21 protein-coding genes, 1 other RNA gene and 1 pseudogene are annotated in these 24,917 nt (G+C 65.3%); 9 read left to right on the top strand and 14 right to left on the bottom strand.

From position 1 onward, the window contains the following. Positions 1–3 precede the first annotated feature (3 nt). Together pepP and JHD77_RS07700 are read right to left on the bottom strand one after the other, a co-directional pair. Complete coding sequence (gene pepP / locus JHD77_RS07705) at positions 4–1,338, bottom strand: Xaa-Pro aminopeptidase (protein WP_003096308.1); 1,335 nt, start codon at positions 1,336–1,338, stop codon at positions 4–6. 9 nt (positions 1,339–1,347) lie between these two features. Beyond that, positions 1,348–1,902, bottom strand: a complete 555-nt coding sequence (locus tag JHD77_RS07700; RefSeq protein WP_003099193.1) for a YecA/YgfB family protein — start codon at positions 1,900–1,902, stop codon at positions 1,348–1,350. 188 nt (positions 1,903–2,090) lie between these two features. On the opposite strand from JHD77_RS07700, the gene JHD77_RS07695 reads away from it, so the two are divergent. The 4 genes from JHD77_RS07695 to JHD77_RS07680 all read left to right on the top strand — a co-directional run bounded on the left by JHD77_RS07695 (position 2,091) and on the right by JHD77_RS07680 (position 3,444). Then, entirely contained in the window at positions 2,091–2,300 is a 210-nt protein-coding gene (locus tag JHD77_RS07695; RefSeq protein WP_003096314.1) for a TIGR02449 family protein, read from the top strand. Next, on the top strand, positions 2,297–2,611 hold the full coding sequence (locus tag JHD77_RS07690; RefSeq protein ID WP_003096316.1) for a cell division protein ZapA: 315 nt from the start codon (positions 2,297–2,299) through the stop codon (positions 2,609–2,611). Before JHD77_RS07695 ends, JHD77_RS07690 begins: the two co-directional genes overlap by 4 nt. Positions 2,612–2,644: 33 nt before the next feature. Next, positions 2,645–2,823: non-coding RNA, 6S RNA (ssrS, locus tag JHD77_RS07685), on the top strand. Positions 2,824–2,832: 9 nt separating this feature from the next. After that, positions 2,833–3,444, top strand: a complete 612-nt coding sequence (locus JHD77_RS07680) for a 5-formyltetrahydrofolate cyclo-ligase (RefSeq protein ID WP_003096321.1) — start codon at positions 2,833–2,835, stop codon at positions 3,442–3,444. Positions 3,445–3,494: 50 nt separating this feature from the next. Here the strand turns inward: JHD77_RS07680 and JHD77_RS32655 are convergent, their stop codons facing one another. After that, the gene (locus JHD77_RS32655) at positions 3,495–3,626 is read right to left on the bottom strand and encodes a hypothetical protein (protein WP_003096323.1); all 132 of its coding nucleotides are present in this window, start codon (positions 3,624–3,626) and stop codon (positions 3,495–3,497) included. A 184-nt stretch (positions 3,627–3,810) separates the two neighbouring features. On the opposite strand from JHD77_RS32655, the gene JHD77_RS07675 reads away from it, so the two are divergent. Next, positions 3,811–4,269, top strand: coding sequence for an EVE domain-containing protein (locus tag JHD77_RS07675; RefSeq protein ID WP_023105651.1), 459 nt, complete (start codon positions 3,811–3,813; stop codon positions 4,267–4,269). A 9-nt stretch (positions 4,270–4,278) separates the two neighbouring features. Here the strand turns inward: JHD77_RS07675 and JHD77_RS07670 are convergent, their stop codons facing one another. From JHD77_RS07670 to JHD77_RS07655, 4 genes are all read right to left on the bottom strand, one after another. After that, positions 4,279–5,403 carry an ABC transporter permease gene (locus tag JHD77_RS07670; RefSeq protein WP_003099197.1) on the bottom strand — a complete coding sequence of 375 codons (1,125 nt, stop codon included), beginning with the start codon at positions 5,401–5,403 and terminating at the stop codon, positions 4,279–4,281. 3 nt (positions 5,404–5,406) lie between these two features. Beyond that, positions 5,407–8,157 carry a ribosome-associated ATPase/putative transporter RbbA gene (gene rbbA / locus JHD77_RS07665; RefSeq protein ID WP_003114043.1) on the bottom strand — a complete coding sequence of 917 codons (2,751 nt, stop codon included), beginning with the start codon at positions 8,155–8,157 and terminating at the stop codon, positions 5,407–5,409. Next, positions 8,154–9,227: an HlyD family secretion protein gene (locus tag JHD77_RS07660; protein WP_003136086.1), complete on the bottom strand. Its 1,074-nt coding sequence runs from the start codon at positions 9,225–9,227 to the stop codon at positions 8,154–8,156. The genes rbbA and JHD77_RS07660 overlap by 4 nt, the downstream gene beginning before the upstream one ends. Positions 9,228–9,433: 206 nt before the next feature. Further along, the gene (locus JHD77_RS07655) at positions 9,434–9,853 is read right to left on the bottom strand and encodes a flagellar basal body-associated protein FliL (protein WP_003096328.1); all 420 of its coding nucleotides are present in this window, start codon (positions 9,851–9,853) and stop codon (positions 9,434–9,436) included. A 154-nt stretch (positions 9,854–10,007) separates the two neighbouring features. Between JHD77_RS07655 and JHD77_RS07650 the strand changes: the two genes are divergently transcribed. Beyond that, positions 10,008–10,985: an NADPH:quinone oxidoreductase family protein gene (locus JHD77_RS07650; RefSeq protein WP_003114042.1), complete on the top strand. Its 978-nt coding sequence runs from the start codon at positions 10,008–10,010 to the stop codon at positions 10,983–10,985. 249 nt (positions 10,986–11,234) lie between these two features. Further along, positions 11,235–12,580, top strand: a pseudogene (gene glpT, locus JHD77_RS07645) (glycerol-3-phosphate transporter). A 36-nt stretch (positions 12,581–12,616) separates the two neighbouring features. Here the strand turns inward: glpT and JHD77_RS07640 are convergent. The 5 genes from JHD77_RS07640 to trxA form a co-directional block, all read right to left on the bottom strand. After that, positions 12,617–13,585 carry a CDP-6-deoxy-delta-3,4-glucoseen reductase gene (locus tag JHD77_RS07640; RefSeq protein WP_003096331.1) on the bottom strand — a complete coding sequence of 323 codons (969 nt, stop codon included), beginning with the start codon at positions 13,583–13,585 and terminating at the stop codon, positions 12,617–12,619. After that, positions 13,585–15,051, bottom strand: a complete 1,467-nt coding sequence (gene ubiD / locus JHD77_RS07635; RefSeq protein WP_003096332.1) for a 4-hydroxy-3-polyprenylbenzoate decarboxylase — start codon at positions 15,049–15,051, stop codon at positions 13,585–13,587. The genes JHD77_RS07640 and ubiD overlap by 1 nt, the downstream gene beginning before the upstream one ends. 78 nt (positions 15,052–15,129) lie before the next feature. Next, the gene (locus JHD77_RS07630) at positions 15,130–17,118 is read right to left on the bottom strand and encodes an acyltransferase family protein (protein WP_031755290.1); all 1,989 of its coding nucleotides are present in this window, start codon (positions 17,116–17,118) and stop codon (positions 15,130–15,132) included. A gap of 70 nt (positions 17,119–17,188) precedes the next feature. Continuing rightward, entirely contained in the window at positions 17,189–18,448 is a 1,260-nt protein-coding gene (gene rho, locus JHD77_RS07625; protein WP_003096334.1) for a transcription termination factor Rho, read from the bottom strand. A 244-nt stretch (positions 18,449–18,692) separates the two neighbouring features. Beyond that, a complete protein-coding gene (gene trxA, locus JHD77_RS07620) occupies positions 18,693–19,019 on the bottom strand; it encodes a thioredoxin TrxA (RefSeq protein WP_003096336.1) in 327 nt (108 codons plus the stop codon). Positions 19,020–19,217: 198 nt separating this feature from the next. On the opposite strand from trxA, the gene ppx reads away from it, so the two are divergent. Then, on the top strand, positions 19,218–20,723 hold the full coding sequence (gene ppx, locus JHD77_RS07615) for an exopolyphosphatase (protein ID WP_003114040.1): 1,506 nt from the start codon (positions 19,218–19,220) through the stop codon (positions 20,721–20,723). On the opposite strand, the gene ppk1 is transcribed toward ppx, so the two are convergent. Further along, entirely contained in the window at positions 20,710–22,920 is a 2,211-nt protein-coding gene (ppk1, locus tag JHD77_RS07610) for a polyphosphate kinase 1 (protein WP_003099209.1), read from the bottom strand. The genes ppx and ppk1 overlap by 14 nt on opposite strands. 17 nt (positions 22,921–22,937) lie before the next feature. Then, the gene (gene hemB, locus JHD77_RS07605; RefSeq protein ID WP_003096352.1) at positions 22,938–23,951 is read right to left on the bottom strand and encodes a porphobilinogen synthase; all 1,014 of its coding nucleotides are present in this window, start codon (positions 23,949–23,951) and stop codon (positions 22,938–22,940) included. Positions 23,952–24,195: 244 nt separating this feature from the next. Between hemB and JHD77_RS07600 the strand changes: the two genes are divergently transcribed. Further along, positions 24,196–24,786 (top strand): DedA family protein, encoded by a 591-nt coding sequence (locus tag JHD77_RS07600; protein WP_003096354.1) that lies wholly within the window; start codon positions 24,196–24,198, stop codon positions 24,784–24,786. The last annotated feature ends 131 nt before the right edge of the window (positions 24,787–24,917 follow it).

Here is a 24,917-nt window from a genome sequence, read left to right as displayed (position 1 = left end):
ACCTCAGGCTGCCTCGCTCTTGGCCGCGGCCATCAGCGCCTCGATCTCGGCGACGGTCTTCGGCACGCCGTTGGTCAGCACTTCGCAGCCATTGCGGGTGACCACCACGTCGTCCTCGATGCGTACGCCGATACCGCGCCACTTCTTCGCCACCGAGGTATTGTCCGGGGCGATGTAGATGCCCGGCTCGACGGTCATCGCCATGCCCGGTTCGAGCACCCGCCATTCGCCGCCGACGCGGTACTCGCCGACGTCGTGCACGTCCATCCCCAGCCAGTGGCCGGCGCGGTGCATGTAGAAAGCCTTGTAGGCCTCGTGGGCGATCAGCTCGTCGACGTCGCCCTCCAGCAGGCCCAGGCGCACCAGCCCGGCGGTGATGACCCGTACGGTGGCCTCATGGGCCTCGTTCCAGTGGCGACCGGGGGCGATGTAGTCGAACGCCGCCATGTTGGCTTCCAGCACCAGTTCGTAGATCGCCTTCTGCTCGGGACTGAAGCGGCCATTGGCGGGGAAGGTACGGGTGATGTCGCTGGCGTAGCAGTCGATCTCGCAGCCGGCATCGATCAGGATCAGGTCGCCGTCCTTGATCGCCGCATCGTTCTCGCGGTAGTGCAGGATGCAGGCGTTGCGTCCGGCGGCGACGATCGAACCGTAGGCCGGCATCTTCGCCCCGCCCTTGCGGAACTCGTATTCCAGTTCGGCTTCCAGGTGGTACTCGAACAGCCCCGGCCGGCACACCTCCATCGCCCGGATGTGCGCCCGGGCGGAGACCTCGGCGGCGTAGCGCATGACCTTCACTTCGTTGGCGCTCTTGTACAGCCGCTGGTCGTGCAGCAGGTGGTCGAGGGCAACGAACTCGTTCGGCGGCTGCGCGCCCTGGCGGGCCTTGGAGCGGATCACGTTGATCCAGTCCATCAGCCGGCGGTCGAAGTCGGGATTGGCGCCAAGGGCGTAGTAGACCCGGTCGCGGCCTTCGATCAGGCCGGGCAGGATGTCGTCGATATCGCCGATGGGAAAGGCGTCGTCGGCGCCGTACTGGCCGATCGCACCGTCCTGGCCGGCGCGCAGGCCGTCCCACAGTTCACGCTCCGGATCCCGCTCGCGGCAGAACAGCACGTATTCGCCGTGGGCACGGCCGGGAATCAGCGCCATCACCGCCTCCGGCTCGGGGAAGCCGGTGAGGTACTGGAAGTCGCTGTCCTGGCGGTAGACATGCTCGACGTCGCGATTGCGGATGTACATCGGCGCCGCCGGCAGGATGGCGATGCTGTTGGGTTCCATCTGCGCCATCAGCGCCTTGCGCCGACGGGCGTACTCCGACTTGGGGATACGGATCATGCAGAAACCTCAGTGCAGTGAAGGCTTGGGAGCGGGCTCCAGCGGCTTGCCGCACTCGGCGAACAGCAGCAGCGGAGCGACCCGCAGGTATTCCATGACTTCCATATAGTCCGTCTCGCCGTCCTCGCTGTCTTCCAACTGGCCCTGGACCTGGGCGATGGCGGCCATGTCCTGCAGCACTTCCTCGGCTTCGCCGGTCAGGCTGCCTTCGCGGGCGGTGAGGCCGAAACCGGCGAGGAAACCCTGGCACCATTGGCCGAGCGCCTCGGTGCGCTGGGCGAGCGGGGTTTCGTCGTCGGGCAGGAGCATGACGACGGCGACCTCGCCGGCGGAAAAGTCCTGCCGGACCATGCCGAGCAGGCCGGACAACGCGGCCTTGAGTCGTTCGCCCGGCGCGCCGCCGAGCAGTTCGGCGGCAGCGTGTTGCCAGGCGGCCTCGTCGAAGCCGGCGCCGGCGCAGACCCGACCCAGCAGATGGCCGTGCAGTTCGGCCGGCGAGACCGGCATGGCCGCCTCGGCGAGAAGGGAGGAAAAGGCGCTGTAGGCGGAATTCTGAGTGGACATCTCGGGACCCTGACGGCTGGGCGCCATTGGGGCGCTACACGTGAAATGAAGGTGGTTATCCTAGCACCGCCCGCCCCGGCAAGACCATGCGACCGGTTGCCGGCGCGCCGGCCCGGCCGGGGCATTGGCCCCGACCGGGGACGATCCTATATAGTTGTCCAATCACCCCAATTCCCAAGCGAGAGCCCATGGAAGACGCCGATCTGCAATTGTTGACGGCCAAGTTCGACCAGCTGCTCCAGAAGCTGGAACAGCTCAAGGCGGAGAACCGGCTGCTGCGGGCGAACGAAAAGTCCTGGCGCGAAGAGCGCGCTCATCTGATCGAAAAGAACGAAATGGCGAGACACAAGGTCGAAGCGATGATTTTGCGTCTGAAAGCCTTGGAGCAGGACACATGAGCCAGTCGAATACCCTCACCGTGCAGATTCTCGACAAGGAATACTGCATCAATTGCCCGGACGACGAGCGCGCCAACCTGGAAAGCGCCGCCCGTTACCTGGACGGCAAGATGCGCGAGATCCGCTCCAGCGGCAAAGTCATCGGCGCCGACCGGGTTGCCGTGATGGCCGCCCTCAACATCACCCACGACCTGCTGCACCGCAAGGAGCGCCTGGACCAGGAAAGCAGCTCGACCCGCGAGCGCGTGCGCGAACTGCTCGATCGCGTCGACCGCGCCCTGGCGAATCCGGCCGATGCCGGCGAAGCCTGACCCGGGCGCGGCCAATTCGGGTATACTGGCCTCCGCTCCCTGGTGTGTTGGCCAGTCGGTGATGTCCCTGAGCCGATAACTGCAACAACGGAGGTTGCCAGTTGGACCGGTGTGCATGTCCGCACGACGGAAAGCCTTAAGGTCTACTGCAACCGCCACCTTGAACTTTCGGGTTCAAGGGCTAACCCGACAGCGGCACGACCGGGGAGCTACCTTTCCACATGATCGAATCGCAAGACCTCAGCCGCCCGGCCCTGCGCCGCAAGCTCCGCCAGGCGCGCCGCGCGCTCTCCCCCCTGCAGCAACGCCTCGCCGCCCGCGCCCTCTATCGACAACTGGCGCAGCATCCCCTTTTTCGCCGTGCCCGCCATATCGCCCTGTACCTGCCCAACGACGGCGAGATCGACCCGCGTCCGCTGCTGCGTGCGGCGCAGAAGCGCGGCAAGGCCACCTACCTGCCGGTGCTGGCGCCCTGGCCGCGGACGCGCATGGTGTTCCAGCGGGTCGGCAGCGGCGAACGCTGGACCCGCAACCGCTTCCGCATCAGCGAACCGCTGGCCGACGCCGGCCGCCAGCGCAAGGCCTGGGCGCTGGACCTGGTACTGCTGCCGCTGGTGGGGTTCGACGAACAGGGCGGGCGCCTGGGCATGGGCGGCGGCTTCTACGACCGCAGCCTGGCCTACCTGGCGAGGCGCAAAAATGGTCACAAACCGACGCTGATCGGCCTGGCCCATGAATGTCAGAAGGTGGATCGACTGGCGCTGGCCAGCTGGGACATTCCCCTGGCGGGAACGGTGACCGATGCGGGCTGGTACGTGGCAGGGAAACGCTAGGAAGGAGGGAGAACCCTGGGTACCGCGTTCCATGCGATACCCGGCGAGTCTTACGGCTGTTGCGTCACCTGGGCGGGCGTACTGGCCTGTCGTTCCCAGAGGCTCTGGGTATAACCGGTGGTGACGACCCCAAGTCCGAAGATGATGACCAAAACCCACAGCAAGTCTGGCTTGCGCTTCATCGATTGCCTCCCCCTTCCAGGCAATTTTCGAGGCCGGTCCTTGCGATTATCTTATCGCCTGAGCACCCTGCCCCGCTGAAAAACGGCATTTTCCGATAAGCTGAAGTCATACGCAATTACACCGGCGACCGGTGGTCACGCGCAGACGTTTCCTACGTATATCTACGAAAGAGGAGCAAAGTTCATGCCTGCCTACTGGCTGATGAAATCCGAGCCGGACGAACTCTCAATCCGCGACCTGCAACACCTCGGAACCGCCCGCTGGGATGGCGTGCGCAACTATCAGGCGCGCAACTTCATCCGCAGCATGAACTCCGGCGACCTGTTCTTCTTCTACCACTCCAGTTGCCCGCAGCCCGGCATCGCCGGTATCGCCCGCATCGAAGGCGAAGCCTACCCCGATCCCACGGCCCTGGATCCCGCCAGCCCCTACCACGACCCCAAGGCCAGCGCCGGGAAGAACCCCTGGAGCGCCCGCGACGTCAGCTTCGTCGAAGCCTTCGCCGAGGTCGTTCCACTGGCCCGGCTGAAGGCCCAGGACGCCCTGGCCAACCTCGCCCTGGTGCAGAAGGGCAGCCGCCTCTCGGTAATGCCGGTCAGCGCCGAGGAATGGCAGGCGATCCTGCCGCTGGCGAAACGCTGAAGCCATCGCTCAGGCCATCTGCGAGATGGTCCGGCGGAAACGCCAGAGCGCGCCGAAGAAGAACGCCGAACCGATCACCACGATACCGGCGAACTGCGGCCAGACGATGTCGAAACCGGCGCCGCGGAACAGGATCGCCTGGGCCAGGCTGACGAAATGCGTGGTCGGCGCCGCCAGCATGATGTTCTGCACCAGTTCCGGCATGCTTTCCCGTGGCGTGGTGCCGCCCGAAAGGATGTTCAGCGGCAGCAGCACGAGGATGGTCAACAGTCCGAGCTGCGGCATCGAACGCGCCACCGTGCCGAGGAATATGCCCATGGAGGTGGTGGCGAACAGATGCAATCCGGCGCCGAGCAGGAACAGTCCCACCGAGCCGCTGATCGGCACGTCCAGCCAGCCACGCACCACCCACTGCAACGAGAGCCCCGCCGCCACCAGCACCACCAGCCCCATCGACCAGACCTTGGCCATCATGATCTCGAAGGCCGACAGCGGCATCACCAGCAAGTGCTCGACGGTGCCGTGCTCGCGCTCGCGGATCAGCGCGGCGCCGGTGAGGATGATCGACAGCATGGTGATCTGGTTGATCACTTCCATCACCCCGCCGAACCAGGCCTGGGTCAGGTTCGGGTTGAATTCCATGCGCACCTCGATCTGCGCCGGCATGCTCGGCTCCGCGCGGTAGCGGCTGACGAATTCGCGCACCTCGGTGGCGACGATGTTCTGGATGTAGCCCGCGCCAGAGAAGGCCTGCCCGGTCTGGGTCGCGTCGACGTTGACCTGGATCGAGGGCTTGCGCCCGGCGAGCACGTCGCGCTGGAAGTCCGGCGGGATATCGAGGGTGAAGGTATACAGGCCGACGTCCATGCCGCGATCCATCTCGGCATGACCGATCATTTCCGGCGGCCGGAAGTATGGGGGCTGGAAGGCATTGACGATACGCGACGAGAGCTGCGAGCGGTCCTCGTCGACCACCGCGATCGGCGCGTGATGCAAGGTTTCCGGAATACCGGTGGCGGAACTGTAGACGCCCAGGGTGAAGGCCCAGACGATCAGTGCCAGCATCGCGTAGTCGCGGCCGAGACTGCGGAACTCCTTGATGCCCAGGTTGAAGATGTTGGCCAGGCTGCGCATCGCTCAGTCCTCCTGCTTCTTCAGGCAGGCCACGCTGAGCAGGGTCAGCACCACGATGGAAGCGGCAAGCGGCAGGTAGTAGGCCCAGAGATCGGACAGGCCCAGCGATTTGGAAAAGGCGCCGCGGCTGACCACCAGGAAATGCGAGGTCGGATAGAGCTTGCCGATCCAGGCCGCCGCACCCTCCAGCGAGGACACCGGGTGGATCAGCCCGGAGAACTGGATCGCCGGGATCATGGTGGCGATCGCCACGCCGAATACAGCGGCGATCTGGCTGCGCATGAACGTCGAGAGGAACAGCCCGAGGCCAGTGCTGGTGACCACATAGAGGAAAGCGCCGATGGTCAACGCCAGGAAGCTGCCCTTGAGCGGCACGCGAAATACCACGATGGCCAGGACCAGCATCAGCAGGAAGTTGATCATGCCCATGGCGACGTAGGGCAGCTGCTTGCCGACCAGGAACTCCAGGCGCGTCACCGGGGTGACATAGAGGTTGGTGATCGAACCCAGTTCCTTTTCGCGCACCACGCCGAGGGCGGTGAGCATGGCCGGGATCATGATCAGCAGCAGCGGGATCACCGCCGGCACCATCGCCTTCAGGCTTTCCACGTCGGGGTTGTAGCGATAGCGCACCTCGGTGCTGGCCGCCGCGCTGGCCTCGGCCCCACCCGCCTGCCGCGAGAGGTCCGCCAGGTAGCTGGTGTGCAGGCCCTGCACGTAGCCGAGCACGGTGTTGGCACGGGTCGGCATCGCTCCGTCGATCCACACGCCGATGGCCGGATCGGAGCCACGCTTGAGATCGCGCCCGAAGTTCGGCGGAATCTCCACCGCCAGGCTCAGCTCGCCGCTGCGCAGGCGCCGGTCGAGGTCGTCCGGGTCGGTGATCGGCGCATGTTCGACGAAATAGCGCGAGCCGGCGATGTTCAGCGCGTAGGCCTGGCTGGTGGTGGTCTGGTCACGGTCGAGGACCGCCCAGGAGAGGTCCTCGACGTCCATGTTGATGCCATAGCCGATGATGAACATCAGCAGCGCGGTGCCGAGCAGGGCCAGGGTCAGGCGGATCGGGTCGCGGCGCAGCTCCATGGCTTCGCGGCGCGCATAGCTGAACAGCCGCAGGGGGCTGAAGCGTTCGCGTTGCGCCTGGCGCTCCTGGCCATCGCCGGGCTGCTCCGCGACGGCCGGCGCCTCGGCCGGTTGCGCTGGCGCGGCGGCACCCGCGGCTTCCTCCAGGTAAGCGATGAAGGTCGCTTCCAGGGTCGGCAGACCACGCTGGCGCACCAGCTCATCGGGAGTATCGCTGGCCAGTACCTTGCCGGCATGCATCAGCGAGATGCGATCGCAGCGCTGAGCCTCGTTCATGAAGTGGGTGGAAATGAAGATGGTCACCCCGTCGCGGCGCGACAGCTCGACCATCAGCTCCCAGAAGCCGTCGCGAGCCACCGGGTCGACCCCCGAAGTGGGCTCGTCGAGGATCAGGATTTCCGGCTTGTGGATCACCGCCACCGCCAGCGACAGACGCTGGCGAATGCCCAGCGGCAGGTCGTTGGGCAGCTCGTCGGCCACCTTCTCCAGGTCGAAGCGCCGGAGCATTTCGCCGACCCGTGCCGGGATGCCATCCGCCGGCAGGTGGAACAGCCGGGCGTGCAACACCAGGTTCTGCCGCACGCTCAGCTCGGCATACAGGGAAAAGGCCTGGGACATGTAGCCGACCCGGCGACGGGTCGCCATGTCGCTGGCGTCCACCGGCTGGCCGAACAGCGCGCACGTGCCTTCGCTGGCCGGCAGCAGGCCGGTGAGCATCTTCATGGTGGTGGACTTGCCGCAGCCGTTGGAGCCGAGAAAGCCGAAGATTTCCCCACGCTCGATACGGAAGCTGACGTGATCGACCGCGACGAAGTCGCCGAAACGACAGGTCAGGCCCTCGGCCTCGATGGCGATCCGCGGCGCGCCTTCGCTCTGCGGTCGCGGCGGGATCACCAATCGATGGTGGCCGGCGCGCTTGCTTTCCGGCAGCAGGGCGATGAACGCCGACTCGAGGCTCTGCGTCCCGGTACGCTCGCGCAGCTCCTGCGGCGTACCGGTGGCCAGGACCTTTCCGTCATCCATCGCCACCAGCCAGTCGAAGCGCTCGGCTTCCTCCATGTAGGCGGTGGCGACCAGCACGCTCATGCCTTCGCGGCCCGCGCGGATACGGCCGATCAGCTCCCAGAACTGGTTGCGCGACAGCGGGTCGACGCCGGTGGTCGGCTCGTCGAGGATCAGCAGGTCGGGATCGTGGATCAGCGCGCAGCACAGCCCGAGCTTCTGCTTCATGCCGCCGGACAGCTTGCCCGCAGGACGCTCGGCGAACGGCGCCAATCCGGTGCTTTGCAGCAGATCGGCGATGCGCCGCTCGCGCTCGGCCTTGTCGTGGCCGAACAGCCGACCGAAGAAGTCGACGTTCTCGAACACCGAGAGCGTCGGGTAGAGGTTCTTGCCCAGCCCCTGGGGCATGTAGGCGATGCGCGGGCAGACCGCCCGGCGGTGGCGGCGGTCGCGCATGTCGCCATCGAGCACGCGGATCTCGCCATCCTGCATCTTCCGTGCGCCGGCCAGCAGCGCCAGCAGGCTGGACTTGCCGACCCCGTCCGGACCGATCAGGCCGACCATGCGGTTGGCCGGGATCTCCAGGCTGACGTCGTCAACCGCACGCGTCTCGCCGTAGCGCAGCGAAACGCCCCGGAGGCTCGCCACGCCGCTCCCGCCAGCGGTCATTGCGGAACCTTGATCTGCAGGTTGGCCGGCCACTCGACCTCAGGGTCCAGTCGCAGGTAGGCCATTCCGGGCACGCCGGTCTTGACGTAGGTGATGTATTTTTCCAGCAGCGCCGGATCGAGCCGCGCCTTGACCCGGAACATCAGCTTCTCCCGCTCGTTGGCGGTTTCCACCGTTTTCGGGGTGAACTGGGCGACACTGGCGACATAGGAAACCTTGGCCGGGATCACGTAGTCCGGCACCGCGTCGATCACCAAGCGCACTTCCTGGCCCAGTCCGACCCTGCCGGCCTGCATGGATGGCAGGAAGAAAGTCATGTAGACGTCGGCCAGGTCGACCATGTTGAGGAGCTTGCCACCGGCCGGCAGCACTTCCCCCGGCTGTGCCACGCGGTACTGCACGCGGCCGTTGCGCGGCGCCTTGAGCAGGCTGTCGTCGATATCCGCCTGGAGCCGGGCGACGCTGGCCTTGGCCGCCTCGATGGCCGACTGCGCCTCGATTACCTGGGAACGCCCGGCCTCGATCGCCGCCTGCGCCGAAATCACTTGCGAGCGTGCCGCGGACAACGCCGCCTGGGCGCTCTGCAGGGTCGCCCGATCGTCATCGAGTTGCTGTTGCGGCAGGGCATTGCGCTTGACCAGCGCCTCGGTACGGGTGAAGCGCTTCTGCGCCGCTGTCAGCTCGGCCTGGCGCTGCGCCACCACGGCCTGGGCAGTGCTCTTCTCGCTCTCGCGCTGGGCCACCAGCGAGGTCGCGGTGAGCTTGGCGTTCTCCGCCTGGCGCACCTGGGCCTGGGCCTGGGCCAACTGCGCCTCGAGCACCTGAGTATCCATCCGCGCGACGATTTCGCCGGCCTTGACGAAGTCGCCCTCGTCGACCTTGATCTCGGCGACCCGCCCGGGAAGCTTGGCCGCCACGTCCACCTCGGTGGCCTCGATGCGTCCGTTGCCGCTGGCGAATCCCTCGCCCAGGCCGGTCGGTCGCGATACCTGCCAGACCAGCACGCCTACGCCGAGCAGCGCCGCCACGACCAGGGCACGGCTCAGCCACCGTTTGCTTTCCTGTTTCATCCCTTCTCCTCGCACGTCCGGCCAGGCCGCGGCGATGGCGCTCACGCTGGAAAGCGCGGCCGCCGCGGACTTCACTGGCTCGATTGTCCCTCCAGGGCGGCGCGCGGGTGTTGATGCACGTCAGACGCGCCCGACCGAATCTCACAGGAAAGCAGAATCGCCGGTGCCTCGCATCCGGGAGCGCGGGACAGAACGGATAGTTGACCTCAGGGCTGGACGATGAGGTTGTTGAACAGCAGGTCGGTCACCAGCGGCTTGCCCTCTTCCTGCTCGAGGGTCTGCTGGACCTGCTTCAGCGCCTCCTGGCGCAGGCTTTCCTTGGCCTCGACCGTACCCAGGCTCTGGTCGGTCTGCTGGGCGAACAGCATGATCAACTGGTTGCGGATCAAGGGCTCGTGATGCTCGACCTTGGTCGCCGCGTCCTTGTCGGCCACCTGCAGGGCGATGTCGGCCTTGTAGTACTGCAGGCGCGGCCCGCTGCCGTAGTTGCCGACCAGCGCCGGGGTCAGGTCGACGTAGACCGGCTTGTTCGCGCCCTCGCCTTCCGGCGCGGCCTCCTCGGCCGAGGCGAACGACGGGAACAGACTCAGGCACAGGGCCAGCGACAGGGCAATGGGGGTTCTCACGGGCGCATCTCCTCGACGAATGCCGGCAAGCATAGCCAGACTCTCGGCCGGGCCCAAGCCCGGGGTTTATGGACAACCATCAGTTGCGGCGATGCTGATTGACCCCCGGCGTCTCCCTCCTACACTGGCCGGACCGCAAACTGGAGCGTCCCCGATGAAAGCCGTCCTCTGCAAAGCCTTCGGCCCGGCCAGCAGCCTGGTCCTGGAAGAAATCGCCAGCCCGAGCCCGGCGAAGAACGAAATCCTCCTCGATGTGCACGCCGCAGGGGTCAACTTCCCAGACACCCTGATCATCGAAGGCAAGTACCAGTTCAAGCCGCCCTTCCCCTTCTCCCCGGGCGGCGAGGCGGCCGGGGTGGTCGCCGCGGTCGGCGAAAAGGTCGCCCACGTCAGGCCCGGCGACCGGGTCATGGCCCTGACCGGCTGGGGCAGCTTCGCCGAGCAGGTCAAGGTGCCCGGCTATAACGTGATGCCGATTCCCGAAGGCATGGACTTCGCCAGCGCCGCCGCCTTCGGCATGACCTACGGCACCTCGATGCACGCCCTGAAACAGCGCGCCAACCTGCAACCCGGCGAGACCCTGCTGGTGCTCGGCGCTTCCGGCGGGGTCGGGCTGGCTGCCGTGGAGATCGGCAAGGCCATGGGCGCCCGGGTGATCGCTGCCGCCAGTACCCCCGACAAGCTCGCCGTGGCCAAGGCCGCCGGCGCCGACGAACTGATCAACTACAGCGAAGGTAGCCTGCGCGAGCAGCTCAAGGCCTTGACCGGCGGCCAGGGCGTCGATGTGATCTACGATCCGGTGGGCGGCGAACTGTTCGAGGAGGCCTTCCGCAGCATCGCCTGGAACGGACGGATGCTGGTGGTCGGCTTCGCCAGCGGCAGCATCCCTTCGCTGCCGGCCAACCTGACCCTGCTCAAGGGCGCCTCGCTGGTCGGCGTGTTCTGGGGATCGTTCGCCCAACGCCAGCCGCAGGACAACGCTGACAACTTCCGCCAGCTGTTCGCCTGGCACGCCGAAGGCAAACTGAAGCCGCTGGTGTCGCAGCGCTTCCCGCTGGAACGGGCCGGCGACGCTATCGACGCCCTCGGCCAGCGCAGGGCGGTCGGCAAGGTGGTGGTGGAGGTTCGCTGAGCCACGAAGGCGGCGAGTATTGCCTCCCGCCCGTGCGGAGAAAGGCATGGCGGGCCGGAGCGATACACCGGCCGAGGCCCACGCTGTCAGATGTTTTTCCCCTATGAAGGCCCCGGTTTCCGACCGGGGCTTTCTTATTTCCGACCAATGCACTCAACCTGTAACATTTCCGCTATTTTTTCATTTACGAAAAATGTAGTGTTCGCAACCGCGTAAAAAGGCGCGACACAACAACAAGCGGAGCTCGCGATGTTCGGAATCTTTCGTCCCGCGCCACACCAGGCGCCACTGCCCGATGCCGAGGTGGACAGCACCTACCGGCGCCTGCGCTGGCAGATCTTCGCCGGTATCTTCATCGGCTACGCGGGTTACTACCTGCTGCGCAAGAACTTCTCCCTGGCCATGCCCTACCTCATCGAGGACGGCTACAGCCGCGGTCAACTGGGCGTCGCGATGTCGGCCATCGCCATCGCCTACGGCCTGTCGAAATTCATCATGGGCCTGGTCTCGGATCGTTCCAACCCACGGGTCTTCCTGCCGTTCGGCCTGTTGGTGTCGGCGGCGGTGATGTTCATTTTCGGATTCGCGCACTGGGCTACCTCCAGCGTCGCCATCATGTTCGTCCTGCTCTTCATCAACGGCTGGGCCCAGGGCATGGGCTGGCCGCCGAGCGGACGGACCATGGTCCACTGGTGGTCGCAGAAGGAGCGCGGCAGCGTGGTCTCGGTGTGGAACGTCGCCCACAACGTCGGCGGCGGCCTGATCGGCCCGCTGTTCCTGCTCGGCCTGGCGCTGTTCGGCGACTGGCGCTCGGCCTTCTACGTGCCGGCCATCGTCGCCGTGGGCGTAGCCGTATTCGCCTATTTCGCCATGCGCGACACCCGCAATCCTGCGGCCTGCCGCCGATCGAGAAGCACAAGGACGACTACCCCGAAGGCTACGACGAACACCACGAGCGCGAGCTGTCGACCAAGGAGATCTTCGTCACCTACGTGCTGCGCAACAAGCTGCTCTGGTACATCGCCCTGGCCAACGTGTTCGTCTACCTGCTGCGCTACGGTGTGCTCGACTGGGCGCCGACCTACCTCAAGGAGGCCAAGCACTTCAACGTCGACAAGTCGTCCTGGGCGTACTTCTTCTACGAATGGGCGGGGATTCCCGGCACCCTGCTCTGCGGCTGGCTGTCGGACAAGCTGTTCAAGGGCAATCGCGGCGCCACCGGCGTGGTGTTCATGATCCTGGTGACCGTCGGCACCCTGATCTACTGGCTGAACCCGGCCGGCAACCCGGCGATCGACATGGCCGCGCTGATCATGATCGGCTTCCTGATCTACGGCCCGGTGATGCTGATCGGCTTGCAGGCCCTGGAGCTGGCGCCGAAGAAAGCGGCCGGCACCGCCGCCGGCTTCACCGGTCTGTTCGGCTACCTCGGCGGCTCGGTGGCGGCCAACGCCCTGGTCGGCTACACGGTGGATCACTTCGGCTGGGACGGTGGCTTCAAGCTGCTGATCGGCGCCTGCCTGCTGGCCATCCTGTTCCTCTGCCTGACCCTGCGCAAACCCGCGGTCCAGGCCGCGCCGCAGCAAGCCGGCTGATGACGCGGCGGCTCCGGCGCCAGGCCGGAGCCGCGTTCAGTCCCGCGGCGCGTAGGCGAACACGTCGGCGCGCATCTGGTGCGCGTCCATCCCTGCTTCGACCAGGGCATCCAGGGTCGCGTAGACCATCGCCGGCGAGCCGCTGGCATACACATGCAGGCTCGACAGGTCGGCGAAATCCTCGCGCACCGCCTCGTGCAGCAAGCCGCAACGCCCCTCCCAGCCACAGAGGTCGCTGACCACCCGGTGCAGGAACAGGTTCGGCAGGCCTTCCCACTCCGTCCAGTGCGGCAGACGGTAGAAATCCTCCGGACGCCGAACGCCCCAGTAGAGATGTACAGGATGGGCGAAGCCGGCGGCGCGGCAGTGCTCGATCAGGCTGTGCATCTGCGACATGCCGGTTCCCGCGGCGATCAGCACCAGCGGACCGTCGGGCAGTTCCGCCAGGTGCGCGTCGCCGAACGGCAGCTGGATCCGTGCCAGGCGCTCGCGCTGCAATTGCGCGATCAGCGCGACGGCACTGTCTTCCTTGGCCAGGATGTGCAACTCAAGGTCGCGTCCCGCATGCGGCGCGGAGGCCAGGGAAAACGCCGCGCTGTCGCCGCCGTCACGCTCCAGCAACAGGTACTGCCCGGCGTGATAGCGTGGCGGCTTGCCGGCCGGCGCGCGCAGGCCGACCCGGTAGACGTCGCCGCCGACCTCTTCGCAGAAGCTCAACTGGCAGGTCAGCTTGCGCAGAGGCAGTTCACCCGGCGCCAGCACCCCGTCCCAATGCAGCACGCAGTCTTCCAGCGGCTCAGCGAGGCAGGTGAAGAGTTCGCCATGATCGCGTACCTCGCCGTTCTGGCGTACCCGCCCCTCCACCAGCAGCGCCGCGCAGATATGGCAGTTGCCGTTGCGGCAGCTCTGCGGACAGTCGTAGCCAAGCCGCCGGGCGCCATCGAGGATACGTTCCCCCGGCAGCAGCTCGAGGCAGGCGCCGGACGGTTGCAGGACGATACGCATCAGTCGATCCCGAGGCTCGACCAGAGCGCGTCGATGCGCCGTGTCACCGCTTCGTCCTTGACGATGGCGCGCCCCCATTCGCGGCTGGTCTCGCCCGGCCACTTGTGGGTGGCATCAAGCCCCATCTTCGAGCCGAGGCCGGAAACCGGCGAGGCGAAGTCGAGGTAGTCGATGGGCGTGTTGTCGATCATCACCGTGTCGCGCTTGGGGTCCATCCGCGTGGTGATGGCCCAGATCACATCGTTCCAGTCGCGCGCATCGATGTCATCGTCGGTGACGATGACGAACTTGGTGTACATGAACTGCCGCAGGAACGACCAGACCCCGAGCATCACGCGCTTGGCGTGCCCTGGGTACTGCTTCTTCATGGTCACCACCGCCATCCGGTAGGAACAACCTTCCGGCGGCAGGTAGAAATCGACGATTTCCGGGAACTGCTTCTGCAGAATCGGCACGAACACTTCGTTCAGCGCCACCCCGAGGATCGCCGGCTCGTCCGGCGGACGCCCGGTGTAGGTGCTGTGGTAGATCGGTTTCTGCCGGCGGGTGACGCGCTCGACGGTGAACACCGGGAAGCGATCGACCTCGTTGTAGTAGCCGGTGTGATCGCCATAGGGACCTTCGTCGGCCATCTCGCCGGGGTGGATCACCCCTTCGAGGACGATCTCGGCGCTGGCCGGCACCTGCAAGTCGCTCCCGCGACACTTGACCAGCTCGGTACGATGCCCGCGCAACAGGCCGGCGAAAGCGTATTCGGAAAGGGTGTCCGGCACCGGCGTCACCGCACCGAGGATGGTCGCCGGATCGGCGCCCAGCGCCACGGCTACCGGATAGGGCTGGCCCGGATGCTTCTGGCACCACTCGCGGTAGTCCAGTGCGCCGCCGCGGTGGCTGAGCCAGCGCATGATCACCTTGTTGCGGCCGATCACCTGCTGGCGGTAGATGCCCAGGTTCTGCCGTTCCTTGTTCGGCCCGCGGGTAACGGTCAGGCCCCAGGTGATCAGCGGCCCGACATCGCCCGGCCAGCAGGTCTGGACCGGTAGCCGGCCGAGGTCGACGTCCTCGCCCTCCTCGACCACTTCCTGGCAGGGAGCGTCCTTGAGCACCTTCGGCGCCATGGACAGGACCTTCCTGTACATCGGCAGCTTGGCCCAGGCGTCCTTGAGGCCCTTCGGCGGCTCGGGCTCCTTGAGTTGCGCCAGCAGCTTGCCGATCTCGCGCAGCGCGCCGACGTCCTCGGCGCCCATGCCCAGCGCCACGCGCTCCGGCGTACCGAACAGGTTGCCGAGCACCGGCATGTCGAAGCCGGTCGGCTTTTCGAACAGCAATGCCGGGCCCTTGGCGCGCAACGTGCGGTCGCACACCTCGGTCATCTCGAGCACGGGGGAAATCGGCACCTGGATGCGCTTCAACGCACCGCGCTGCTCCAGCTGGGCGATGAAATCGCGGAGATCCTTGAACGTCATTGGCCTAACCATTCACTGCAAGACCCCACATCCTACCTGCTCCCGGCCCATCCGGCAGCAGGCAAACGCGGCATTCGGTCACTGCTGGCTGGCGATCCTCGAGTCGTCGAGGCTCTGTAGCATCGGCTCGAACAAAGGCCCGAGTTCATGGGCCCCCTGGGTCGAAAGGTGGTTGTTATCCATGTACAGCGACCAGCCATCACGTTCGGCGAAACAATCCAGGCCATCGCAGAGCACGCTGGAGGGGTCGAGCACGCTCACCCGCGGGTTGCCTTCGGCCAACGCATCGAACAGCGCATTCACGTAGGCGACGCGCGCAGCGTGCTCAGCGAAGGGAAAACGTGCGCGCCCGACATCCTCCCCGCTCAGACTCAGCCGCACCAGCCGCGCCGGTGCCTTGAATGGCAGCAGCGGTACGTCCTTGACCAGCCAGACATGTACGTCGGCCGCGTTCAGCCTTTCGATCATCCCGCTCAGGCGTTGCCGCAGCAGCGCCTCGGCGATCGAGCTGTCCGGCGTGTCGTCCGGCTCGCGGAGAATGTTGCGGGTACCGTCCTGCGAGTCGCCGTATATATACATGTCCCAGCGCCCGGCGAGGATCACCCCGCCCGGCCGCTGCTGTTCGACGAACTCGAGCATCTGCTGGTTGAAACGCAGGCAAGTGTCCTTTTCCAGCATCCCCAGCAACGGCGGACAGCCCGCCAGCGAAGCCTGCCAGATCGGCAGTCGGCGACTGGTAGCCAGTTCGCGCAGCAGCGGGCTCAACGCCGCGGAATGGCTGTCGCCCCAACTGACCAGCAGCGGTCGTTCGGCAGCCAGTTCCGCCGGGAAGCGGCAGATGCTTTCCTGACTGAGCGCCTTCTTGTCGAACATGCAGTCGGTCTGCCCATCGCGCCATTTGGACGCCTTGGCATAACGCAAGGCTTCCTCGGAAAGACGCGACGGCACGCCGTCGTAATGCCGCACCAACTGGCCGATGACTCCCAGCAGCAGCAAGCTGCACAGCGCCGCGCCAAGCATCTGCCGGCGCCCGGCGAACAGCTTGCGCTCGCGGAACGGTGCCTCGACGTAGTACAGCGACAGTGCCGCCAAGCCGATGCTCGCCGCCAGCAACCCCAGGCGTGCCGGCAGGCCCAGGGTTTCCAGTGCGTGGTACTGGACGAAGACGTACAGCGGCCAGTGCCAGAGGTACAGCGAATAGGAGATCAGACCGAACCAGACCAGCGGTTGCCAGCCCAGCAGGCGGCGAGCCCAGGTGTCGCCGGCGCCGTTGGCCCAGATCAGCAGGGCGGTGCCAAGCACCGCCGGCAGCGCCGCGAGGCCGGGGAAAGGAGTGTCGCTGTCGTAGAAGAACACCGGCAGGAGAATCGCCGCTATGCCGAGGGTGGCCGCCAGTTGCAGGGACCATTGCGAATGACCGCGGCTAGCGCCCGGCAGCAACGCCAGCGCGGCACCCGCCAGGAGTTCCCAGGCGCGCATCGGCAGGAGGAAGAATGCACTGCCAGGTCGCTGGCTCACCGCCCAGACGCTGGCCGCCAGCGATAGCGCCAGGACCGCGAGGAGGATGGCGAGCCGCCAGCGCAGCAGGCGCCCGGAGATCGCGGCCAGCAGTAGCGGGAAGAGAATGTAGAACTGCTCTTCCACCGACAACGACCAGGTATGCAATAGCGGCTTGAATTCGGACGCGGCGTCGAAATAGCCATCCTGCTTCCAGAACAGGATGTTCGAGGCGAACATCGTCTGGTAACGCACCGCACGACCCAGTTGCTCGTAGTCCCGCGGCTCCATCAGGAACCAGCCGGCCGCCAGGCTGACGGCCATCATAACGAACAAAGCGGGGAGGATGCGTCGCGCCCGGCGAGCCCAGAAATCGACGAAGCTGAAACGCCCGGCCTGCCGATCGCGCCGGATGATCGAAGTGATCAGGTAGCCGGAAATCACCAGAAAGACATCGACGCCGACATACCCGCCGGTGAAACCGCCCAAGCCCAAGTGATAGAACACCACCGGCAAGATGGCCAGTGCGCGCAATCCATCGATATCTCTTCGATAAGGCAGGCTCGACATCTATTTTTCTCCAGGCATGAAAAAAGGCGCTCCGGTCAAACCGGAGCGCCTTCTTCAATTCCCTGGAAGACTACTTCCGTTTCATCGAATCGAAGAACTCATCGTTGGTCTTGGTCTGCTTGAGCTTGTCGATGAGGAATTCGATCGCGGAGATCTCGTCCATCGGGTGCAGGATCTTGCGCAGGATCCACATGCGCTGGAGCTCGTCCTCGCTGGTCAGCAGCTCTTCGCGGCGGGTACCCGAACGGTTGATGTTGATGGCCGGGAACACGCGCTTCTCGGCGATCTTGCGATCCAATGGGAGTTCCATGTTGCCGGTACCCTTGAATTCCTCGTAGATCACCTCGTCCATCTTCGAGCCGGTTTCCACCAACGCCGTGGCGAGAATCGTAAGAGAACCGCCCTCTTCGATGTTCCGCGCGGCGCCGAAGAAGCGCTTCGGCTTCTCCAGGGCATGGGCGTCGACACCGCCGGTGAGCACCTTGCCGGAGCTGGGGATCACGGTGTTGTAGGCCCGCGCCAGACGGGTGATGGAGTCGAGCAGGATGACCACGTCCTTCTTGTGCTCGACCAGGCGCTTGGCCTTCTCGATCACCATCTCGGCGACCTGTACGTGACGGGTCGGCGGTTCGTCAAAGGTCGAGGCGACCACTTCGCCGCGCACGGTGCGCTGCATTTCGGTCACTTCCTCAGGGCGCTCGTCGATCAGCAGGACGATCAGGTGGCATTCGGGGTTGTTGCGGGTGATGTTGCTGGCGATGTTCTGCAGCATGATGGTCTTGCCCGCCTTCGGCGGCGCCACGATCAGGCCGCGCTGGCCCTTGCCGATCGGCGCGCAGAGATCGATGACGCGGCCGGTCAGGTCTTCGGTGGAGCCGTTGCCGGCTTCCATCTTCATCCGCTCGTTGGGGAACAGCGGCGTCAGGTTCTCGAAGAGAATCTTGTTCTTCGCATTCTCCGGACGATCGAAGTTGATCGAGTCGACCTTGAGCAGGGCGAAGTAACGCTCGCCCTCTTTCGGCGGCCGGATCTTGCCGATGATGGTGTCGCCCGTGCGCAGGTTGAAGCGCCGGATCTGGCTCGGCGAGACATAGATGTCGTCGGGGCCGGCCAGGTAGGAAGAGTCGGCGGAGCGCAGGAAGCCGAAGCCGTCCTGAAGAATCTCCAGCACGCCATCGCCGGAGATCTCTTCACCACTTTTCGCGTGCTTCTTCAGCAGGGCGAAGATGATGTCCTGCTTGCGCGAACGGGCCATGTTTTCCAGGCCCATGGCATCGGACATTTCCAGCAGTTCGGCAATCGGCTTTTGCTTGAGTTCGGTCAGATTCATAGGAAAGAGATAGGTACGCAGAAAGAGGAATTGGAGAAAGCGTCGAGCTTGGGAAAGCCGTGTCGCAAGGGGGCGACAGGAGCGCTAGAAAGTTCGAGTAGGAAGTGCGTCCGGGACGGCATGCAGAAGGCGACGGAAAAAACGTCGCGAACCCGAATTTAACACCGTGGCCGCGTGGCGTCTATAGAAACGCAAAAAAAAGCCCCGCGAATCGCGGGGCTTTCCAGCGAGGCCTGGGCCCGGCTCAGATATTGGCGTCGAGGAAGGCCGCCAGCTGCGACTTGGACAGTGCGCCGACCTTGGTCGCCTCGACATTGCCGTCCTTGAACAGCATCAGGGTAGGGATGCCACGCACGCCGTATTTCGGCGGGGTATCCTGGTTCTCGTCGATGTTCAGCTTGCAGACCTTCAGCTTGCCCTGATAGTCCCTGGCGACTTCGTCCAGCACCGGCGCGATCATCTTGCACGGACCGCACCACTCGGCCCAGTAGTCCACCAGCACAGGGCCGTCGGCCTTCAGCACGTCCTGCTCGAAGCTGGCATCAGTAACGTTGACGATATGTTCGCTCATGAAATCTCTCCGTAGTCGGACGCGAATTGAAACGCGAAAGTGCCGACCATCATATCCCGCCTTGACCCTCGCCGGAAGGCGCAGCCGATTGAGAGTCTCTATCGTTGGTCGGCTGATTCCCGATTGATCGGCTGCCGCATTGGCGACCCTCGCCCTATCGTGGCAGGATGGCGCAGTTTTCCAATGGACTTGCAAAGCATGCCGCAAAAACCTGCCGAGGCATTCCCGCTGATTGCCGCCCTGGACCTGGGTTCCAACAGTTTCCACCTCTGTCTGGCCAAGGCCAATATCCACGGCGAAGTCCGCATCCTCGAACGGCTGGGCGAGAAGGTCCAACTGGCCGCCGGCCTCGACGAGGAGCGCAATCTCAGCGAAGAGGCCACCCAGCGCGGCCTCGACTGCCTGCGCCGCTTCGCCCAGTTCATCAGCGGCATGCCCCAGGGTTCCGTACGCGTGGTCGCGACCAACGCCTTGCGCGAGGCGCGCAACCGCAGCGATTTCATCCGTCGTGCGGAAGAGGTTCTCGGCCATCCCGTGGAAGTCATCTCCGGCCGCGAGGAAGCCCGCCTGATCTACCTCGGCGTCGCCAACAGCATGCCCGACAGCGGCGGTCGCCGGCTGGTCAGCGACATCGGCGGCGGCAGCACCGAGTTCATCATCGGCCAGGGTTTCGAGTCCGAGCTGCGGGAAAGCCTGCAGATGGGTTGCGTCAGCTACACCCAACGCTACTTCCGCGACGGCAAGATCACCCCGGCCCGCTACGCCCAGGCGTACACTGCTGCACGCCTGGAACTGATGGGCATCGAGAACAGCCTGCGGCGCCTCGGCTGGCAACAGGCGGTCGGCGCCTCCGGCACCATCCGCGCAGTGGCGCTGGCGATCAAGGCCGGCGGCCACGGCAACGGCGAGATCAGCCCGGACGGACTGGCCTGGCTGAAGCGCAAGGTGCTCAAGCTCGGCGACGTGGAGAAGCTCGATCTGGAAGGGATCAAGCCGGACCGCCGGACCATCTTCCCGGCCGGACTGGCCATTCTCGAAGCGATCTTCGACGCGCTGGAACTGGAACAGATGGTTCACTCCGAGGGCGCCCTGCGCGAAGGCGTTCTCTACGACCTGGTCGGCCGTCACCAGCACGAGGACGTGCGCGAACGCACCATCAGCTCGCTGATGCAGCGCTACCACGTCGATCCGGAGCAGGCTTCGCGGGTGGAGGCCAAGGCCCTCAAGGTGCTTGCCGAAGTCGGCGACGCCTGGGAGCTGAACGGCGAACTGCACCGCGACCTGCTGAGCTGGGGCGCACGGGTCCACGAGATCGGCCTGGACATCGCCCATTACCACTACCACAAGCACGGCGCCTACCTGATCGAGCACTCCGACCTGGCTGGCTTCTCGCGCCAGGACCAGCAGATGCTGTCGCTACTGGTACGCGGCCACCGCCGCAACATTCCGGCGGACAAGCTGGCGGAGTTCGCCGAGGAAGGCGACAAGCTGGTACGCCTGTGCATCGTGCTGCGCTTCGCGATCCTCTTCCACCACATTCGCGGCACCCAGGAAATGCCCTCGGTGCGTCTGAAGGCAGAGCCCAAGAGCCTTTCGGTGACCTTCCCCGAGGGCTGGCTGGAAGCCAACCCGCTGACCCAGGCCGACTTCGCCCAGGAAGCCGAATGGCTCAAGCGGGTCGGCTACAGCCTCAACGTGCGGTAAGCACCGGCGCGGCCAGCTTCTCCAGCAGGGTCGCCTGGGTATTGCGGGGGTTCTGGTTACCGGTGGGACTGAGCCGCTGGTAGCTACCGTCGGCCTGCAACACCCAGGCCTGGGTGTTGTCGGTCAGGTACGTTTCCAGTTCCTTCTTGACCCGCTGCACCAGCTTCTTGCCTTCCACCGGGAAGCAGGTCTCGACGCGCATGTCGAGGTTGCGCTCCATCCAGTCGGCGCTGGAGAGATAGAGCTTCTCGTCGCCGCCGTTGAGGAAGTAGTAGATGCGGCTGTGCTCGAGGAAGCGCCCGATAATCGAGCGCACGTGGATATTGTGCGAGACCCCCGGGATGCCCGGCCGCAGGCAGCACATGCCACGCACCACCAGGTCGATCCTGACCCCGGCCTGGCTGGCCTTGTACAGGGCGCGGATGACCTTCGGATCGGTCAGCGAGTTGACCTTGGCCATGATGTGCGCAGGCTGGCCGAGCGCCGCCTGGGCCGCCTCGCGGTTGATCATTTCCAGCAGGTTCTTCTTCAGGGTGAACGGCGCATGCAACAGCTTCTTCATGCGCAGCGTCTTGCCCATCCCGATCAGTTGGTTGAACAGCTTGTGCAGGTCCTCGCAGAGCGCCACGTCGGCGGTCAGCAGGCTGTAGTCGGTGTACAGGCGAGCGTTGCCGGCATGGTAGTTGCCGGTGCCCAGGTGCGCGTAGCGGCGCAGTTCGCCGTCCTCGCGACGGAGGATCAGCATCATCTTGGCGTGGGTCTTGAAGCCGACCACGCCGTAGATCACCACCGCGCCGGCCTGTTGCAGGCGGCTGGCCAGTTGCAGGTTGGACTCTTCGTCGAAGCGGGCGCGCAGCTCGATCACCGCGGTGACCTCCTTGCCGTTGCGTGCCGCCTCGACCAGGGCGTCGACGATCTCAGAGTTGGCGCCGCTGCGGTACAGGGTCTGCTTGATCGCCAGCACGTTCGGATCCTTGGCGGCCTGGCGCAGCAGGTCGATCACCGGGGTGAAGGACTCGAACGGGTGCATCAGCAACACGTCGAGCTTGCTGAGGACGTTGAAGAGGTTTTCCTTCTTCTGCAAAAGACGCGGGATCGCCGGGGTGAAGGGCGGGTACTGCAGCTCCGGATGGCTTTCCAGGCCGGTGACGCTGAACAGGCGGGTCAGGTTGACCGGGCCGCTGACCTTGTACAACTCGCTTTCGGACAGGCCGAACTGTTTGAGCAGGTAGTTGGTCAGGTTCTGCGGGCAGGTATCCACCACCTCCAGGCGTACCGCATCCCCGTAGCGACGCGAGAACAGCTCGCCGCGCAGCGCGCGGGCCAGGTCCTCGACATCCTCGGTGTCCACCGACAGGTCGGCGTTGCGGGTCAGGCGGAACTGGTAGCAGCCCTTCACCTTCATGCCGGGGAACAGGTCGTCGGCGTGGGCGTGGATCATCGACGACAGGAACACGTAGTTGTCGCCCTCGCCGCCAACGTCTTCCGGCAGCCTGATGATCCGTGGCAGCAGGCGCGGCGCCGGGATGATCGCCAGGCCGGAGTCGCGGCCGAAGGCATCCATCCCCTCCAGCTCGACGATGAAGTTGAGGCTCTTGTTCACCAGCAGCGGGAACGGGTGGGTCGGGTCGAGGCCGATCGGGGTGATGATCGGCGCGATCTCGTCGCGGAAGAAGCGCCGCACCCAGGTCTTGATCTTCAGCGTCCAGTGACGCCGGCGGATGAAGCGGATCTGGTGCTTGGCCAGCTCCGGCAACAGGGTCTCGTTGAGGATCCGGTACTGCCGCGACACCTGCTCGTGGACCAGCTCGCTGATCCGCGCCAGGGCCTGGTGCGGCAGCAGGCCGTCGGCGCCGGCCTGCTCGCGGGCGAAGGTGATCTGCTTCTTCAGGCCGGCGATGCGGATCTCGAAGAATTCGTCGAGGTTGCTCGAGAAGATGAGGAGGAACTTCAGCCGCTCCAGGAGCGGGTAGGACTCGTCCAGCGCCTGCTCCAGCACGCGGATGTTGAACTGCAACTGGGAGAGCTCGCGATGAATGTACAGGCTGCTGTCATCCACGCTGGGAACCACCGCAGGTGGCGTTTCCACCGGGATCGTTTCGGCCATCTTCACTTCTGCTTCGCTTTCCACGTTCGCCACTACGGTTTCGTCGGCGGCGATACGTTCGATCTCATCAAGTCCTTGCTGCGTATTCATTCATCTTCCCGAGGGGGTCAACGCCCCCGTCTTAATTGTTCTGCGGCCTGCTTGGCGAAGTAGGTCAGAATGCCATCGGCGCCGGCACGTTTGAAGGCGGTAAGGGACTCGAGGATCACCGATTCGGCCAGCCAGCCGTTCTGGATGGCGCCCATGTGCATCGCATACTCGCCGCTGACCTGGTAGACAAAGGTCGGGGCGCGGAATTCATCCTTCACCCGACGCACGATGTCGAGGTAGGGCATGCCCGGCTTGACCATCACCATGTCGGCGCCTTCGGCCAGGTCGGCGGCCACTTCGTGAAGTGCCTCGTCGCTGTTCGCCGGATCCATCTGGTAGGTGGCCTTGTTGCCCTTGCCGAGGTTCGAAGCCGAGCCGACCGCATCGCGGAACGGACCGTAGTAGGCGCTGGCGTACTTGGCCGAGTAGGCCATGATCCGCACATTGGTGTGGCCGGCAGACTCCAGGGCCTCGCGGATCGCACCGATGCGACCGTCCATCATGTCCGAGGGCGCTACCACCTGGGCGCCGGCCTCGGCGTGGGACAGCGCCTGCCGTACCAGCACGTCGATGCTGACGTCGTTGAGGACGTAGCCATCGTCATCCAGGATGCCGTCCTGGCCATGGGTGGTGAACGGGTCGAGCGCCACGTCGGTGATGATGCCCAGCTCCGGAAAGCGCTCGCGCAGGGCGCGGGTGGCGCGCTGGGCGATGCCTTCCGGGTTGTATGCCTCGGCGGCGTCCAGGGACTTCTTCTCCACCGGGGTCACCGGGAACAGCGCCAGCGCCGGAATGCCCAGGGCCACCCACTCTTCCGCCTCGATCAGCAACTGGTCGATGGACAGGCGCTCGACGCCGGGCATCGACGGAATGCTTTCACGCTGGTTGACCCCATCAAGGACGAACACCGGCAGGATCAGGTCGTCGACGGTGAGGACATTCTCGCGGACCAGGCGGCGGGAGAAGTCATCGCGGCGATTGCGCCGCAGGCGGGTGTAGGGATAGGCGCGGTTGGCGGGAGTGAAGCTCACGGTTTTACTCCAGGGCCCAGATAACGGGCACAGTGTGACAGTTATAGTCCCTGATTATGACGGATTGGCAACAAGCGACGACAGTGACTCAAGGTCGCGGCATCCTGCCGCACCGCCAATCATCGCAAAAAGCCAGCGGCAAAGGCCATTCATTGCACAATCAATGACCTGAGCCGTGACGATCGCGCTTTCCCCACGCCCTCAACCGAGTTAGGCTGCGCGTTCATTTCGCTTCGCTGCCCCGATGATGCTCCAACAATTCCTGCAGGACTTCGGCTATTTCGCCCTTTTTCTCGGTACTTTCTTCGAGGGCGAAACCATTCTCGTGCTGGCCGGGTTCCTTGCCTTCCGCGGCTACATGCAGCTGGATACCGTGATTCTCACCGCCTTCCTCGGCAGCTACGCCGGTGACCAACTCTGGTACTTCCTCGGACGCCGCCACGGCCGCCGGTTGCTGGCGCGCAAGCCGCGCTGGCAGAAGCTCGGCGACAAGGCGCTGGACCATGTGCGCCGCCATCCTGACCTGTGGGTGCTGAGTTTCCGCTTCGTCTACGGCCTGCGTACGGTGATGCCGGTGGCCATCGGCCTGTCCGGCTATCCACCGGCCCGCTATCTTCTTCTCAATGGCATCGGCGCCATCGTCTGGGCCGCTGCGCTGGGCTCCGCCGCCTACTATTTCGGCAGCGTACTGGAAGGCATGCTCGGCAACATCAAGAAATACGAACTCATGGTCCTCGGCGGCCTGATCGTGCTGGGCCTGCTGCTCTGGCTATGGCGGCGTTTCAAGACACCGCGCGGCAACGGCGCGGGCGGCAACGCCGACAAATCCGAGTGAACCCGCGCCGGCGCGACTGAACAGCCGGCCCCTTCGCACACTCCAACTCCTTGTACCCTCCGCTCCGGCTGGCCGCCGGGGCCGGCGGCTCGCTATGCTTGCGCGATACCGACCCCGGCCAGGCCGTCCGG

The sequence above is a fragment of the Pseudomonas sp. P20 genome (assembly GCF_016463925.1).
In the GTDB taxonomy this organism is placed as follows: Bacteria; Pseudomonadota; Gammaproteobacteria; order Pseudomonadales; family Pseudomonadaceae; genus Pseudomonas; species Pseudomonas aeruginosa.
This window is presented reverse-complemented; position numbering and strand designations above follow the sequence as displayed.